Origin of the sequence: uncultured Rossellomorea sp. (assembly GCF_947488365.1) — a bacterium.
Lineage (GTDB): Bacteria > Bacillota > Bacilli > Bacillales > Bacillaceae_B > Rossellomorea.
On sequence record NZ_CANKZT010000002.1, the window covers coordinates 851,070 to 867,600 of the forward strand.

At 39.3% G+C, this 16,531-nt stretch carries 15 protein-coding genes and 1 pseudogene; 10 read left to right on the top strand and 6 right to left on the bottom strand.

Annotation, left to right across the window (positions count from 1 at the left end; all coding sequences use genetic code 11):
• Positions 1 to 13: 13 nt before the first annotated feature.
• Positions 14 to 889, top strand: coding sequence for a LysR family transcriptional regulator (locus Q1B03_RS11130; RefSeq protein ID WP_299741243.1), 876 nt, complete (start codon positions 14 to 16; stop codon positions 887 to 889).
• Positions 890 to 937: 48 nt separating this feature from the next.
• Here the strand turns inward: Q1B03_RS11130 and Q1B03_RS11135 are convergent, their stop codons facing one another.
• The 3 genes from Q1B03_RS11135 to Q1B03_RS11145 all read right to left on the bottom strand — a co-directional run bounded on the left by Q1B03_RS11135 (position 938) and on the right by Q1B03_RS11145 (position 6,209).
• Positions 938 to 1,432, bottom strand: coding sequence for a DinB family protein (locus Q1B03_RS11135; protein ID WP_299741244.1), 495 nt, complete (start codon positions 1,430 to 1,432; stop codon positions 938 to 940).
• 135 nt (positions 1,433 to 1,567) lie between these two features.
• Entirely contained in the window at positions 1,568 to 3,019 is a 1,452-nt protein-coding gene (locus tag Q1B03_RS11140; RefSeq protein WP_299741245.1) for an MDR family MFS transporter, read from the bottom strand.
• Positions 3,020 to 3,149: 130 nt separating this feature from the next.
• Positions 3,150 to 6,209, bottom strand: coding sequence for an efflux RND transporter permease subunit (locus tag Q1B03_RS11145; protein WP_299741246.1), 3,060 nt, complete (start codon positions 6,207 to 6,209; stop codon positions 3,150 to 3,152).
• 214 nt (positions 6,210 to 6,423) lie between these two features.
• Here Q1B03_RS11145 and Q1B03_RS11150 point away from each other — a divergent pair, with 214 nt between their 5' ends.
• Entirely contained in the window at positions 6,424 to 7,308 is an 885-nt protein-coding gene (locus Q1B03_RS11150; RefSeq protein WP_299741247.1) for a TetR/AcrR family transcriptional regulator, read from the top strand.
• Positions 7,309 to 7,630: 322 nt separating this feature from the next.
• Complete coding sequence (locus Q1B03_RS11155; protein WP_299741248.1) at positions 7,631 to 8,833, top strand: M14 family zinc carboxypeptidase; 1,203 nt, start codon at positions 7,631 to 7,633, stop codon at positions 8,831 to 8,833.
• 45 nt (positions 8,834 to 8,878) lie between these two features.
• Here the strand turns inward: Q1B03_RS11155 and Q1B03_RS11160 are convergent, their stop codons facing one another.
• Positions 8,879 to 9,301 (bottom strand): VOC family protein, encoded by a 423-nt coding sequence (locus Q1B03_RS11160; RefSeq protein WP_299741249.1) that lies wholly within the window; start codon positions 9,299 to 9,301, stop codon positions 8,879 to 8,881.
• Between the two features lie 87 nt (positions 9,302 to 9,388).
• Here Q1B03_RS11160 and Q1B03_RS11165 point away from each other — a divergent pair, with 87 nt between their 5' ends.
• From Q1B03_RS11165 to Q1B03_RS11180, 4 genes and pseudogenes are all read left to right on the top strand, one after another.
• Positions 9,389 to 10,021, top strand: coding sequence for an RNA polymerase sigma factor (locus Q1B03_RS11165; RefSeq protein WP_299741250.1), 633 nt, complete (start codon positions 9,389 to 9,391; stop codon positions 10,019 to 10,021).
• 14 nt (positions 10,022 to 10,035) lie between these two features.
• A complete protein-coding gene (locus tag Q1B03_RS11170; protein ID WP_299741251.1) occupies positions 10,036 to 10,509 on the top strand; it encodes a GyrI-like domain-containing protein in 474 nt (157 codons plus the stop codon).
• A 149-nt stretch (positions 10,510 to 10,658) separates the two neighbouring features.
• Positions 10,659 to 10,769, top strand: a pseudogene (locus tag Q1B03_RS11175) (VOC family protein); the annotation flags it as partial.
• 107 nt (positions 10,770 to 10,876) lie between these two features.
• Positions 10,877 to 11,449, top strand: a complete 573-nt coding sequence (locus Q1B03_RS11180; RefSeq protein ID WP_299741252.1) for a sugar O-acetyltransferase — start codon at positions 10,877 to 10,879, stop codon at positions 11,447 to 11,449.
• A 56-nt stretch (positions 11,450 to 11,505) separates the two neighbouring features.
• Here Q1B03_RS11180 and Q1B03_RS11185 read toward each other — a convergent pair whose 3' ends face one another.
• The gene (locus tag Q1B03_RS11185) at positions 11,506 to 12,141 is read right to left on the bottom strand and encodes a glycosyltransferase (RefSeq protein WP_299741253.1); all 636 of its coding nucleotides are present in this window, start codon (positions 12,139 to 12,141) and stop codon (positions 11,506 to 11,508) included.
• A gap of 779 nt (positions 12,142 to 12,920) precedes the next feature.
• Between Q1B03_RS11185 and Q1B03_RS11190 the strand changes: the two genes are divergently transcribed.
• On the top strand, positions 12,921 to 13,760 hold the full coding sequence (locus tag Q1B03_RS11190; RefSeq protein ID WP_299741254.1) for an N-acetylmuramoyl-L-alanine amidase: 840 nt from the start codon (positions 12,921 to 12,923) through the stop codon (positions 13,758 to 13,760).
• Positions 13,761 to 13,870: 110 nt separating this feature from the next.
• Entirely contained in the window at positions 13,871 to 14,185 is a 315-nt protein-coding gene (locus Q1B03_RS11195) for a DUF3892 domain-containing protein (RefSeq protein ID WP_299741255.1), read from the top strand.
• Between the two features lie 311 nt (positions 14,186 to 14,496).
• Here the strand turns inward: Q1B03_RS11195 and Q1B03_RS11200 are convergent, their stop codons facing one another.
• Complete coding sequence (locus Q1B03_RS11200; protein ID WP_299741256.1) at positions 14,497 to 14,733, bottom strand: hypothetical protein; 237 nt, start codon at positions 14,731 to 14,733, stop codon at positions 14,497 to 14,499.
• A gap of 205 nt (positions 14,734 to 14,938) precedes the next feature.
• On the opposite strand from Q1B03_RS11200, the gene Q1B03_RS11205 reads away from it, so the two are divergent.
• Positions 14,939 to 16,414, top strand: coding sequence for a flavin monoamine oxidase family protein (locus Q1B03_RS11205; RefSeq protein WP_299741257.1), 1,476 nt, complete (start codon positions 14,939 to 14,941; stop codon positions 16,412 to 16,414).
• The last annotated feature ends 117 nt before the right edge of the window (positions 16,415 to 16,531 follow it).

Sequence of the window (16,531 nt, forward strand, 5' to 3'; positions counted from 1 at the left end):
GGGAGTGATCACTATGATTGATTTTGAATGGTATCGCAGTTTTATTAGTATTTATAAGCATCGTTCCGTATCCGCTGCAGCGAAAGCGCGTATTTTGACTCAGCCAGCGATGAGCCAGCATCTATCGGCATTAGAGTCTGAAGTGGGCGAACCACTGTTTATCCGTGCACCACGTAAAATGATTCCCACGCTTAAGGGGAAAGAATTATATACGAAAATTGTGCCTCTCATTGAAAACCTAGAAAGCGCGACCCTTGAGATCAGACACGCTTCTTCTAAAACGTCCCTTGCGCCCATCGTTCGGTTTGGTTCCCCTGCTGAATACTTCACGAAAGCAGTCATCCCTCAGTTGAAGGATATCGACATACGTTTTATCGTTCAATTTAGTACCGCCGGTTTATTATTGGAAAAGTTGGAGAAAGATGAACTCGACTTTACCATAACAACTCAAAAGCTGAACACGTCTTCGATTGAGTATGTCAAGATAGTAGAAGAAGAATTTGTTGTTGTCACACCGGCAAGCTATTCTTCAAGTGCCGTTGAAATTTCAGATATTGAAGTGTGGTTAATGGAACAGAAGTGGTTAAGCTATGGAGTCGAGCTCCCGATTGTTAGAAGATACTGGAGAGAACATTTCGGCAAGAGACCTGAAGTGCCACCGATTCACATTGTACCGGATCTTCGGACGATTCTAGAAGCGATTGAAAACGGTATGGGAGTAAGTATTCTTCCAACGTATTTATTAAAAGATAGTCTGGAGGCAAAGAGGTCAAAGGTAATGTTCCCTCATCTTTCCGTAAACAATACGATTTATGCTGCATATAAGATCGAACATCGGAGTAATCCAGTGATAGAGGGTATAGTCAAAAAGTTAAAGGGAGAAGAGTGATGAAAAAGGATCTTTTCCATAAGGGAAAAGATCCTTTTTCGAATAGATTTATAATTTTCCCTTTAGTTCTTCAATCTGCTCTAAATGCCTCTTCTCATGATATCCAATAAACGGTACCCATTCATCTAAACGGATAAGTCCGAAAACGGGATGGGGATATGCTTTTTTTTGTAGAGCTTCTTTATGTGTTGTATCCAGAAATGTTAGAAGGTCTTTTCGTGATTCTTCAAGTTTGTCCTTCATTTCTTGAAGTGTAAGGTTTTCTTCAGTAGGAACGACAAATGGAGGTGCATCTACTTTCGTCGACCGATTTACCGTATAGTGAATCGGCTTCGACGATACTTCCTGCTCTTCACCTCTAGCTAAAGTTGTTTGAATCGCTTTCGTCAACGATTTCTCCATTAGATACAGGTGATCAAGCACTTGCATGATTGTCCATCGGCCTTCTTCAATTCTTTTGTTCAATTCATCATTCGTTAAATCGCTCACACTATTCAATAGGTCAGAACGGATGTCCTCAATCATGGTAATCTCTTTATCCAAATAAGTTCCTCCTCATGGGTGGTTTCACCATCCATTTTACTCTTTTAGAGAGATTAACGTACAGTAATAGCACTTTTTTAAAAAAAGCTCAGGAATCTGAGCTTTTCAGGTAATATGGTGTTTTGTTAACGTACTTTAACTTTCACTTCCAGTCTTTTCTCCTTCTCCATCAAAATCAGGAGCAACAGCTTTCCGGATAAATAACGAAATAAAGAAAGCGACAGCAGCTAAGGCAAGAGCAAACCAATAAGCATGATGTACACCGTAGGTCATGGCCTTGTTTAAGAGTCCTTCTGTTAACTCACCCGATTGCCCTTCAATATACCCGGCCTGACTTTGAGTCATGATGCTGACAAAGATTGAAACACCTAAAGCTCCAGCGACTGGCTGCAGGGTGTTTGCAATGGCGGTACCATGTGGATATAAATGTTTCGGTAGTTCATTTAAACCATTCGTTTGTGCAGGCATCATGATGGCTGAAATGGAAAGCATCAAAACCATATAGAAAAGAACGAATAACCAGATCGGTGTAGATGGGTTAATTGTGCTAAAGAATATCATTACCCCGACTAATGTTAAGGTTCCTGGAATGATCAGTTTTCTTGGGCCGTACTTATCAAAAAGCGATCCCATCGTTGGAGACATTAGCCCATTTAAAAGTGCCCCGGGAAGTAATAATAATCCGGCTGCTTTTGCAGAGTATCCGAGAGGTCCTTGTAAATACATAGGCATGACGATTTCCGATGCAAACATAGCCATGATCACGATGACGAAAATCGATACTCCTCTCGCATAGCTTTTATAACGGAAAACACGAACATCGAGAAGTGGTTCATCAAGCTTTAACTGCCGTAAGACGAATAGAATCAAGCTTATTATCGCAATTGAAATAATCCCAATGATTTTCAGAGACGTAAACCCTGCAGATTCTTCTCCCGCCGAACTAAATCCGTAAACAATTCCTCCAATACCAATCGAAGAAAGGATAATGGACAAGATATCCACACTTGGTCGAGTGATTTCGCCGACATTTTGTAAATATTTCAGAGCGAATAGAATAGAGAATACGGCGAAGGGAATGACCGTAATGAATAACCATCTCCACCCTAACAAGTCGACAATCACGCCAGAAAGAGTCGGTCCGATCGCTGGTGCAAACATAATCACCAGTCCAAACGTACCCATGATTTTACCACGGACTTCAGGCCTGTAAATAAGTAATAAGGCATTCATGATGACAGGAATGAGTAAACCGGTACCAACGGCCTGGATCATCCGGCCAGCAAGTAACATAGGGAAATTCAGGGCACATGCAGCAATCACCGTGCCTAGAAGAAACACACTCATTACACCAATAAACATTTGACGAGTCGTGAACCATTGGATAAGAAGGGCGGAGATTGGCATCAGCACACCCATCACGAGCATGAATCCTGTTGCTAACCACTGAACCGTGGGAGCATCGACGTTAAATACGGCCATTAGTTCGGTTAGGGCGATATTTAACAACGTTTCATTTAATATGGCAAAAAAAGCACCTATCATAAAAGTAATGAGGATCGCTTTTGAATTGATATTTGATGACATGTTGTTCCTCCATTAAAGATTAAAATAAAATACTTATCTATAATGCTTGATTTTGAATGATTTCTCAAGTGAATTGTTCCATATACCACGAAAAAGAGGGGTGTCACATGGACACCCCTCTAGACCATTCTTATGCTTCGCGCTTTCTTCTTCTAAAGCGGTGAAAGACAAGATACATCATCGGAACTATGATCAGCGTTAATACAGCTGAGAACAGGATACCTGAAATAATGGTAACAGCAAGTGGTGTAAAAAGGGCATCTCCACTGACTGCAACTGGAATAAGTGCAACAATTGATGTGAGAGCCGTTAATAGAATTGGGCGAATTCGGGTCCGTCCTGATTCCACGACAGCTTCTTTCACACCCATACCATTCTTCAATCCTTGCTCAATAAACTCAATTAACACGACAGAGTTCCTCACAACAATACCGGTTAATGATACCATACCCATAACACCCAGGAAGCTGATTGGGGTTTGAGTAACGAATAACCCTAGAATCGCACCTGCAATGGCAAGATAAACCGCGACAAGAACTAAGAACGGAAGTGATAAAGAATTAAATTGAAGGGCAATGACTAGATACACAAGGAAAATGACGATTGTAAATAGGACTGTAATCTCCGCAAAGAAGTCATTCTGAGCTTCATTCTCTCCACCTAATGTAATGGAATAATTGTTGTCGTCAAGGTTTTCTCGTACATCTTTCACGATATCCTGGACATTTTCTTTATAGTTCTCTTCATTCTCAGGGAAAGCACGAATCGTGATTGCACGCTCTCCGTCTTTATGAGGGATGAGTTGAAGCTCTTCTTTCTTCTCAGGAGTCACTAGCTCATCAAGTGAAATCAGCTTTGGTGGTCCAGCAGGATTAGCTATTTCAGCGGGAACCTCTAGAGTAGACAGGTCGACTTCTTCATCATTTCCTTCTAAAACCAGTGTCATATCACGTTTCGTAACACCATTATCAAAGGCTTTCATAGGAATGCCTTCTGTTGCCAATCGAAGCTGTTGGCTGATCTGATTGATTGTAATTCCATTTTCCTCAAGAAGCTCGCGGTTTGGAACATATTCAATCGTTGGCTCCATTTCTCCAACATTATCAACCACTAGATCAGTTTCCAGTTTTTCAATTTCAGATGAAATCGTGTCACGAAGTTCAATTAATTGTTCCATCTCAGGACCAGAAACCGTAACTGTAACGGGAGCTCCTGCAGGAGGACCTTGCTGGATCGTTTCCATGAAGATCTTCGCATCTGGATATTCTTCCCTCAGTTTGTCAGTCCACTCGTCAATCAGTCCTTGAGCCGTTTGGTTTTCACGATCGACTCTCGCGACCAATTGACCTGTATTTTGACCGGAATTTGAAAGAGAGCTGTTAAATAAGTTAGGTAGTCCCGTACCTGCAAACGCTGAAGTTTCATATACACCTTCGTCTGTTTTTAACAATTGTTCCATGTCTTCTAAGGTGATCGCTGTTTCTTCAATCGTTGTACCGATTGGTAACGTTACATCAATCGTTACTTCTTCACGGTCAGCTGACGGGAAGAATTCAAACGGTGTAAGGGCAATGAGACCAAAGATGGCGGTTGTGAATACAAGGCCGATGAAAGATACCACGAAAGGTCTTTTTGAAAACTTTTTCAATACACTGTCAGCATAAAAATCAGCGAGCTTATTCAATGGCTTCCCTAATAAACCAGGAGCATCAGATACTTTTTTCGTTGTTTTACTGTAAAGCAGATATCTCAAGATTGGAACGAATATCAGCGCTACAAGTGTTGAAGCAATAATAGTCGTAATTAATACTGTAGGTAATGCCCTTATAAATGCCCCATTCCCCCCTGATAAGAAAACAAGTGGAAGGAAGGTGAACACTATGGCTAGAGAAGATGTCAGGATCGATACCCAAATTTCTTTTACCCCATTTATGGCTCCCATTAGTGCACGGTCGCCAAGCTTGTAACGACGTTGAATATTATCATTTACTACAATCGAGTCATCAACCAATATACCAAGAGCAATGATGGCACCGATGACAGATATTTGGTTTAAGTCCACGCCTGAAAACGGAAGTGGAATTAGACCTATAAGTACGGAAATCGGAACGGCTAAAGCAACGACGAACGCACCAGAAACCGTAAGTCCAAGAGCTGTAGTCAGGATGACCGCAACAACTGAAATGGCAAGTGACATAAATAATCCATCAAAAATGTCTGTTACAATCGATGCCTGAGAGTAATAAGGTTCAAGTTTCACATCAGATGGAAGAGACTTTGCCAGTTCATCCACTTTGTCGCTTACTTTCTCATCCACAGAAGGGATATCTTCCCCAGCCTGAACAAATGCTGTAAAGGATAAGGATGGCTTACCTTCAAATGTAACAATATCTTTTACTTCTTTAGACGAAACGTTAATGTTGGCTATATCTTGTAAATAGACCGATTCTCCTTGAGGGTTCTTACCAACAAAAAGCTCGTTCATTTCATCAAGAGTCGAGTAGTGATCCACCGTTAATTGAACGACTTCGTTATCGACTTCTTGCTTTCCTAGAGGAGTGGGATAGTATTCATCATTAATCGCACTCATGACAGTGGAAGGATTAAGTCCGGACTCTTTTAGTTCATCCTGTTTTAATTCAATGACAATTTCTTCTTCGGGTAATCCTTTTACCGTTACACTGGAGACACCAGTGATTTCCTTGACTTCTTCCTGCCAACGAGTCAATTCTTCACGAAGAGCGAAAAGTGACTCTTCACTATCACTTGTAAGGTGATACGAAACAATCGGCATTTTTACAGTGGATTCGTTAATTTCCGGATCGAATACCTCGTCAGGAAAAGAGGTGGAAGCATCTGAAACCGCTTGTCGAACATCTCCAAACACTTCTTTTTTGTTTTCTCCATCTTCAACCTCTACAATAATAGTAGAGAAACCGGCTGAAGAGGAGGAACTGATTTCTTTAATTCCATCAATGGATTGCAGAGAAGATTCGATGGGATTGGTCACTGTCCTCTCAACAGAGTCAACGGTTGCACCAGGATAAACGGTGCTGACCGTTCCAATGTTCACGCTTGTTTCAGGTATTTCTCTCTGTGGTAATTGTAGAAAAGTGAAAATACCGATAATCACAAATAATAAGATAAAAATCAGTGTGATTTTGGAACGGTTTAAAATAGCCTTCAACATAGATGTTGTCCTCCTTTAAAAATATTTGACTCATGGGTCAAATGATTTTTTATTAATTTGATTATTCGTTGTTATAACAGTTATTTATTTGGTTGACTCACTAGTCATTTTACCTGTATTTTTTCTGTAGTCAAGAAATAATGCTCTTCTATTTTTTGGGGAGTATGGTTAAAATGGTAGAGTGAATTTTTCTTTGGATATAGAGGTGTGAAAAATGGATAAACGTAAATCAATACTCGAATCAGCCGTGGAGCTCTTTGCAGAACACGGATATAATCAAACGTCCATGCAGCAAATCGCCGAAAGTGTCGGCATTTCAAAGGGCTCCCTGTACTCATTCTTTCAATCAAAAGAAGATTTAATCATATCGATTTATGAACATTATCAGCAACTTGTCTTCGAACGGGCTTTTGTCGTCGGACTAGAAGGGAATTTACCACCTCTTGAACGATTCGCAAAACAGTTTCAAGTACAATTTGAAGGGATACTCGAATACAAATCTTATATGAAAATGCACATGCGGGGGGAGTCCGCGAAGAACAGTGAGAAATTGGCTGCAATGGAACACCGTATGAGAGGACGGTTGTTTAGCTGGCTCGAGCATAATTTATTAGAAGTATTTGGTGGTAAGATCAAGCCATACATATGGGACCTCATGTGGATGACACAATCCATCTATTCATCATATATGATGCTTTTGATTTCTACTGATGATGCCCTGGACCCTTCTATTCTCGGGAAACATTTAGTGAGACAAATTTCTCTCCTTGCTGGAGACTTTCTTGAAGGAAAGAGCAAGCCATTGTTGGATGATGAGATAATGAAATCATTTTCCGTTAGCATGGACCGGGAAGGAGCCTTCATTTCATTTGAAGAGAGGGAGAACGCTTGGAAGAGTTTGTATGAGAAAATAAGGGGGTTGAGTGAAGATCGTGTAAAGTATTACATGAACATTGCCAATCGGATCTCACAAGTATGCCGCCAGTCTAATCAAGATGAGTTGATTATAAGAGGGTTATTCAGATTGATGATGGACGAAGAGAATTTGAAAAATGAAGCGATAGAGTTAGAAAAGCAACTCCTTCCTGAGAGTGTATAGGGAAGGAGTTTTTTTATTTGTTATTGTTTTTTAAGGTAGTGTGATCAGAAGTGAGGAAGGAAGGTTTGCTTTGAAGGGGGATGAGAAGAGCGGGGGTACCAGGTTTTTTATATACCTTCTTTCATCGTTAAAGGTGAGCACACATCGATAGATAAATAGACATAAAATTAAGTCCTCATTTTCTGAATATTCTACATCTTTAGACATATATGTCCATATTACTTCTCCTTAATATTTCCTGTTTTACGTAATATTGAAGGTGATCCTCATGTAAAGGCAGAAACTGTTTAGGGTACCGAAACATATGGGAGGGAATATATTTATGAAAAAGAAAAAAGTAGTCTCAAGTTTAGCAGCAATTCTTCTTTGTACCAGCATGGCATCAACAAGCTTAGCGTCCAGTTCACCAAATGGAAATTTAACAAATGATCGGGCAAATTTACCAATCTCCGGTTTTACTGATCATGCAGAATTAACGAAGGCTTTACAGAAAATTGCACAGACAAGCCAAGGAAGAGTAGCGCTGGATGTGGCAGGTCGTTCACATAATGGATTAGAGATATATAAAGCAAGGGTGGGAACCGGGGACCGCGTAGTGATGATTCAAAGTGAAATCCACGGGAATGAAAAAACAGGAACGGAAGCTCTTCTGAATATCCTTCAGTACCTCGGGTCGAGTAATTCACCAGAGGCACAGAACATTCGTGAAGAAATTACACTAGTCGTTCTCCCTATGATGAATCCTGACGCAAGTGAATTGAATCGACGTGCGAATGATATGACATGGAGTGAGGTGGTGGAAAAGTTTCCATCATTAGCAGAAGCTACGCCCTCCTGGAATTATTACACTAGGACTCTTCAAGATGTTGATTATAGTGAACGCCCTGGATTTGACGTAAATCGTGACTTTAATCCGGATTTGAATTATAGCGCTCAACCTGCTGATTTTCCCGGAAGTTCAGATCAACCTGGTTGGTATATTACACCTGAATCCCAGACAGTTAGAGATGTTTATAAGAGCTTGAGAGAGGAGTTTGGGAATGTAGATACATTTATTGACTTGCATCATCAAGGTCAATATTACGTCGAGGGGACGGATGATATTGTAACAATGTCCCTATCCGGACAGTTTGTTCCAGATCCTGGTTCACCTGAAGGAAGTGATTATGCTGAGTACGCTGAGAATTATCGATATGATTATTCCAGGCAGTTAAATGTTGCAGCGTATAATGCCTTACAATCCATCGGAAATTCACCGTTTACTAACATTACCCTGTATCAGCAAGAATTAGATCTTCCTGGGACAGCCCTTGGATCATTCGCCCTTAATGGTAGCGGTACTGTGCTGTTCGAAGTAAGAGGACAAACATGGACTCTGGGACAAAAGAAAAAAGGTCAATTAGTAAAAGCAGTTGAGACGGGATTAAATTCAATTATCACCGGTGTGGCTAACGACAGCATTGATGACCTCAATCCAGAAGATTATGAAGATATTCCAGAAACGGCATATAGACCTGGTTTATAGTGATAGAACAGCTGACTCCAATCAGGGGAGTCAGCTTCTTTTGTTCTATTTATACTGTGATTTTTTCACCTGGTCCCGGTGGAAGGGAGAATCTTCAACTTCATTCACTACGCTAAATGGATTATGATCCAAATCGAAAAACTCAAATCCTTTCATTCCTCCAAAGTCTTCAATTTCAGAAGTGACAACTCCAGAGTTCTTTAAATCCTTATGAACCTCCTCAATGTCTTCTACCAAGAAATTAAAGTACACATTCTTCTTTTTCCCACTGATGACAAATTCAGTAGGCTGAGGGGAATCCACTTGAACCAATCCTAATTGAGTGTCACTATTTGGGAAATAAAAACCTGCACCACCATCCCAGGTATCAATCTTTCTTACACCTAAATGCTTTTCATACCATTTCATCGATTTCTCCATGTCCGTCACAGGTATAAATACACTACCCACTTTAAACAAAACACTCACTCCTCCTATTTGGAATTCATTGGTATAACGATTATACTAGAATAAAAGTTACAAATGTTTTTAAATTTTTTTGAAAGGACGAAAAAGTTGATTTTTGAGGAACTGGAAACTACGATTCTAAAACTTTATAAGTATTGTGTAAAGCTCTCTGCTTCTACACCAGAGGCAGAAGACCTTGTTCAGGAGACTCTTTTAAAAACGTACAAATTGAAGAAATCAGAACCTGAACGAGACTTATCCATGTCCTTTCTCTATACCATCGCCAAAAACCTTTTTATTGATGGAAAAAGAAAAAGAAACGGGCTTGTTTTAATCAATGAGGATTATCATTTCCAATCAAAAGACTTTATCGAATATGACGCTCTGTTGGAATGTCTATTTACAGCTTTACCCCTTAAGCAAGCTATGCTTCTCACATTGAAAGACGTGTTTGGCTACTCATCTAAAGAAATCGCCTCTATGCTTCGAATCAGCGATGCATCCGTAAAAACCGCTCTTCATCGAGCTAGGAATAAAATAGTGGAGGGTGTACCTTATGAAAATTCAGATGAAAAGATCCTTCGTGAAATAACAAACTCCATCAAAGAATCAAATTCCTTACGATTATTTCAGTATTATCGCCTACTAGAAACCAAGTATTACAATACCTCGAGAAGCGCAGTGAATATCCTTTGTTATGTGGTTGATCCAGATGGAAATGTGTTAGAAATCATCAATTAAGGAGGTTTAAGAATATGATTACGCGTAACATAAAAGTGAAAGAAATTGGTGGATTGAACTTAGTAGGGTTTCGAGTCGTATGTCCTGGTGACGAGTACATCATAGAAATCCCAAAAGCTGCTGCTAAATTGAAAGAAAGGGTCGATGAGATTCAACATCTTGTAAATAAGCAGATTCAACTAGGTGCGTTTGTAGCAGAGGATGCTACTGTCGATTTGGATGGATACTGGGTAGGGATGGAAGTGGAGAAGATTGAAGTTATTCCCCCAGGCATGGTGTCATTAACGATTCCTCCCCAAACCTATGTAAGCACCTTTTATCAAGGGACGAATCATGGAATTAGAGATGCATATCGTGACATGCATGAATGGGCAGAGATAAACGGATATGCAAGAAGAAGAGATTTATGGCATGTAGAGAGATTTTATCGTTTTGATAATAGTGATCAGGTTGAAGTGGAATTGTTGGATACAGTTGATTTGAAGTGATTAGATGACTGACTCTGATAGTGGAGTCGTTTTTTTTGATTGGATGTAAGTTGGTAAGGGATTTTGTTTTATTCATGTAGAAAAATTGGTTGCAACGCCTTTTAATTTTAAATATGAAAATAAATATCTGCATCTAAATAGTTATAGGCGGGAGTGTGCTAATACCTTTGGAGGAATCTCCGTTTAGTGAGAAATTTGCCTGGGTTGAGGACAGGTTTGGTGTGTCATGGCAGTTGAATTTATCGAAGAGAGAGGAATGATTGGATCCTTACACTAGGTGAGGGAGTGTTTTGTTGATATATTTTTTTTAGAAAAAGAGATAGAATAGGGTTCTGGTATTGTCACTACAAAAGATGGAGGCACACATATGAAAACTGAAAAACAGAAAATGCTCGATGGAGAACTTTACGAACCATGGGATCCTCAATTAATGGAAGAGAGAAAACAAGCACGTTTTTTAACACGCATGCTTAATCAAACGACAGAAGAAGAAGACGGGGATAGAGTAGTTGCCATAAAAAAATTGTTCGGATCTACTGGGGAAAGCGTTTATTTAGAGCCTAACTTCAGATGTGATTATGGATATAACATTCACGTGGGCAACCATTTCTTTGCTAATTTTAATTGTGTGATATTAGATGTGTGTGAAGTCCGCATCGGTGAAAATTGTATGCTCGCACCTGGAGTACATATTTACACAGCGACTCATCCAATGAATCCGGTTGAGAGAAACAAAGGACCGGAATTTGGGAAGCCTGTCAAAATAGGAGACAACTGCTGGATTGGTGGAGGCGCAATCATTAATCCCGGAGTGACGATAGGTGATAATGTGGTTATAGCTTCAGGCGCTGTTGTGACAAAGAATGTCCCTTCTAATGTCGTGGTGGGTGGAAATCCTGCCCGTATCATCAAGGAGATTGACTTGGAAGAGAAGAGATAAGCGTATTTATAAAGCAGAGTAAAGCAGCTGGAATCAATCTATCCCAGCTGCCATGATTAGAACTTCTCTGGAAACTGCTTGACAATTCCGCCCGATAGGACATCAGCCAGGTGAAGAATATGTGCTTTCCCTTTATCAAAGCTTGTTATGTTTCCTTTCCAGTCTTTCTTGATTCGTGCAATCGCTTCATCGGTGACGAATTGCAAGTGCATATATAACAGGTCTTTAAGCGCATTTTCAGACCAGTAAGGATTTGCTTTTGCTAAGAATCCTGCAATGTCATCTGCATTTTGATACCATTCTTTGTTAAATTTCTCCACTTCTGCTTGCTTTCCATTTTTAGCAGCATCAACGATTTTTCCTGCCAATACAATATGCTCGGTCAACAAATCAGCTAGCTTATTCCCAGCCTCTTCACCATAATAAGGTTTAATTGCATTTCCGATGTCTTTCTGATTTTGAAGTAATCTTGCAAGAACCACATCTTGATCCTCTAATTCATCAACGGCACTAATAATATAATTCCTGGTATAGATAACATGATCGTTCCATAAAATTCTAATGTCTTCTTTTGCTTTCATGCTGGCTTCACTCACACATTCAGCCTGCTTTGCTTCAGCTGAAGCACCGATCCCAGGGAAGTAAGAAAGAGTGATCATCACAACCATTACAAGAAATCCAATCTTTTTCATTAAAAAACCTCCATTCATTTAGCTTTGCCCCATTATTATTTACTTCTTTTCCCCATTCACTCATAAAAACTCAATCGGAAAAATATGTTAATTTAAAAATTGAGAGGGACGGACCTTGAATCTTCAAACGTACGAAACCTACATTTACGCTTAGGGAGCAGGTGAGGTGTAGTTGAAAAGAGGGAGGTAAGTGGCATGTCGGCAAACCTCTCACTTTTTGGATGCGCAATACATTGGGAAAAATAAAAAGGGCTGCCAATTTTCAAAAAAACCGTTGCTTGTCCTCACCAAATAGCCTTTTTCGACATAAAGTGTTCTATGGAGGTGATGCTTTGGCAAGAAAATTACTAGAATATCTTTTTATCAGGACCTCAGATACACATGCCAAGATTGACTTGGGATCTCCTTCCCTCTCAAATATGCACGTTGCACAGTTCGGGGTTACTCTTCGACCCCTCGTTAAGCAAGAGAACAATGGTTATAAGATCAACAGTCCATACTGAAAAAATGAAGCGAGCACCAGTATGAAACTCCGCCGATCAATAAGTCAATGATGATGAATAAAGTGAATAAGAACGTGTTTACAGAAATACAATAGAGATAAAAATCTAAGCCCCATAAGAAAGTCACCTCCATTTGATATAGATAAAAAAGAGTTTCCTGATGTTGAACAGGGAACTCTTTTTTTCACAATGAGGTGATCATACACCTTGAAAATCCAATCAGGCTAGTCCTTCCGTGAATATAGTACTATATATCTAATTTTAGGAGGAATTAAAGTGAAAACACTTATGATTGATCCCGGACATGGAGGATTGGATCCTGGTGCTACTTATAGAGGGTTTGAAGAGAAAGTCTTCAATCTATTGACAGCCCGACTTGTACAAAACTATTTAATGGAAAATTATAAAGTGAATATCATTATGACTAGAACAGAAGACAAAACGCTATCCTTATCAGATCGTTCTACACTTGCTAATGTCTCAAAGCCCGATTTCTTCCTATCTATTCATCATAATGCTGGTGGTGGAAGCGGCTTTGAAAGTTATGTTTATAGTGGCAGCGTACCAGCTCAAACCTTTATTTATCAGAATATAATTCATGATGCAGTAATGACTGCAATTAAGCCTTTCAATGTGGTGGACAGAGGGAAAAAGAGAGACAATTTTCATGTATTGAGGGAAACGAACATGCTATCCTTACTGGTGGAGGTTCTTTTTGTAGACAATCCAAGAGATATCTCATTATTGAACAATTCTGAATTTAGAAATGCCGTTGCTGTGGCCATTGCACGTGGTATCGCGAAGGCATTAGAATTACCGCCAAAATCGGATAATAAAAAGTCTCTATTTAAGGTGATCGCTGGTTCTTTTACGGAAAGAAAAAATGCAGAAAACAGAGTGAATGAGCTTAAAAAAAATTCCATTGAATCGGTTATCGACATTCTATCAGAATCCAGTAATACCTACTATCGAGTACAGGCCGGTGCTTTTGCAATCAGGGATAATGCTGAAAGCCAAGTGGCTAAATTGAAAATGTTTGGAATCGATTCATTTATTAGTGTTGAGGTGGTAAGTACTAATTTACCCCTGACTCAACCAAAAGAAACTGATTCTTAAGAGTCTCTTTAAAGTCAGGCATCAATAATCTGCTCAATAATACATTGGAAGATATTAATAATTCCTGAACTTCCCGCTAATAATAATTATACGTTCGGGAGGTGAATCTTATGGTTGAAAAAAGTTTTGAACAAATTTACGAGGAATACAAACAGCAAGGTAAATTTCAAGCTAAAGTAGAAATGGCTCAGGAGCTGGCATCTGGCGCGGAACAGATTGTAGCCGTTCGCCGAAATGCGGAAGACGATCTCATCGCTTTTAAAACCGAAAGTGGGAGAGAGCTTGATTATATCACTGCACTCGAAGAAGCAAAGTCAGGAAAACTGGCTCATGTAGATGTGATTCATCGATATGGAAGAGATGTTCTTCGCAGTGAACCTGACGGCCTGAAAGAGAATAACCTTAGTGAACTTCCTTCTTTTTAAAAAGTATAAAATCGAGCATAAAACCAGGGTTGGTTTTATGCTCGATTTTATTATTAGGGAAATGCTTTATCAATTAACACCATAATGAATAAATCCTATTTCCACCTTCAATCTTGTACCCTCAATAAATGCTATATCATTCGTTCCCGTTCAACAAAAAATTGCTTCATAACCTTATAATGGCTCGTTTCTACCAATGAAGATTCGAATATATGTCTGAGAAGATAAAGACATAATGTCCCGGCATAATTAAAATCCGGGTACAAAAAAATGCCATCACGATTTACGTAATGGCATCCCATTTTATAACCTTATCTTGAAGGTTCGAGAAGAACAACACTTTCTATGGTTGTAGCCAAAAGGCTGAGGTCTGTAAATTCTTCAACTTTCATTGAATCAACATATGTGATTTGAAAGCATTCCTTGTCCAAATGGTAGGTAACGGTCATAACAGGTGAGTGATCATGACTTGAAATCGTATGAACAATCTCACTATCCTTGAATTCCTTAAGAGTATTGAGCATGGTTACGATATTTTCTAGTGACATATAACATGTCTCCCTTCTACTTGCTCGAGGGATTGACTAAATACAGTCTCGTAGACCCAATGAAATTTAAGTATAACACATAAACGTATAAATAGAAACACTTGTTCTTAAAATCAGTGGAAATGAGCTCTTCGTCACAGAGATCATACGTATACCTCCTTTTTTGACGTCATATGATGTAAGAAAAAGGGAGGTGGGTGATGAGATGGTAAATCAACTTTCAAGAGATGATCCCTACAAATTGAACTATCCAGACGATATGCTGGCCATTATCCGGAAAGGATTAAATCCAACTAAGTCTAAAAAAGTGATAATCGTTGGAGCAGGAATGAGTGGTTTAGTCGCTGCTTCTCTACTGAAAAAAGCCGGGCATGACGTAACGATTTTAGAAGGAAATAAACGAATCGGCGGCAGGGTATATACTGTTCGCAAGCCATTCACACCCGGTAATTATTTGGACCTGGGAGCTATGAGGATCCCCGATAACCACAAATTAGTGTTCGAATATATAAGAAAATTCAACCTGCCCTTTCAAGAATTCATCAATAGTTCTCCAAGAGATTTACTATTAGTAAACAATATCCTAACAACAAGAGAACAATACGAAAAAAACCCCGACATTATACAGTATCCTTTACCAGAAGGTGAACAGGGAAGAACAGCTTCGGAATTGTTTATTGAAGCGACCAAGCCCTTTATGGATTTATATAATAAAAGTGATCATGAAGAACAGGAAAAATTAATTAAACAATACTCTGGTTATTCTATGGGACAATTTTTAGCAAACAATCCATTTGGTAAATCATTATCCGTAAATGCAATTCGAAAAATCAATGTTATTCTCGGGATAGAAGGGTTCCCTGAGTTCTCGTTCGTCGATATATTAAAAGACATCATTTTCCCTATATTCAGGAAAGAAACCAAATTTTATCAAATAACAGGAGGTAACGACCACTTACCTTACGGATTTGTTCAAGAACTTGCGTCACACATTCTACTGAATCAAAAAGTGACCCACATTATTCAATCCAATAGAGGAGTAAGTGTTCGATCAAGAGATTCCATTGACGGATTGGTGCGTGAATACAATGCCGATTATGTCATCGTAACCGTACCATTTACTGTCTTTCAGTTTATCGAGGTCGTACCTTATAATTCAATATCCTTTAAAAAGTGGCAGGCGATTCGGGAAGTAACGAATGTTCCAGCCGTGAAAATAGGAATTGAATTTCGTCGTCGCTTCTGGGAAGACTTGAACTACGGAAACATCGTGTCAGATCTTCCCACCCGCTTTACGTATATGCCAAGTCACGACAGAGGCAGCAACAAACCAGGGGTCATGTTAGCGAGTTACAGCTGGGGCCAGAATGCACTCTTATGGAACAGCAAACCAAAAGAAGAAATCATCAAAGAGGTTTTAGAAGACCTTTCTAAAGTATATGGTGAACAAGTGTATACTGAAATACTGAATTATGTAGTTTACAACTGGAGTAAAAATCCATTCTCGGCTGGATGTTTTACCCTTTATACCCCTGGTCAGGCAAGTGATATTGGGGATTATATTAAGATACCTGAAGGCAGAATTCATTTTGCTGGAGAGCACACTTCCTCCTTTCATGGTTGGATGGAAGGGGCGGTTGAGTCGGGGGTGAGGGCAGCCAATGAAGTGAATAGCAGATAAGGATTTAACGCATGAGATTACTCATGCGTTTGTTTTTATAGGAAACTTTTAATAGAGAATAAAAAATCAATCATATTTTATTGGAAAACAATAAATCTCATTATATAATTTAGAAAA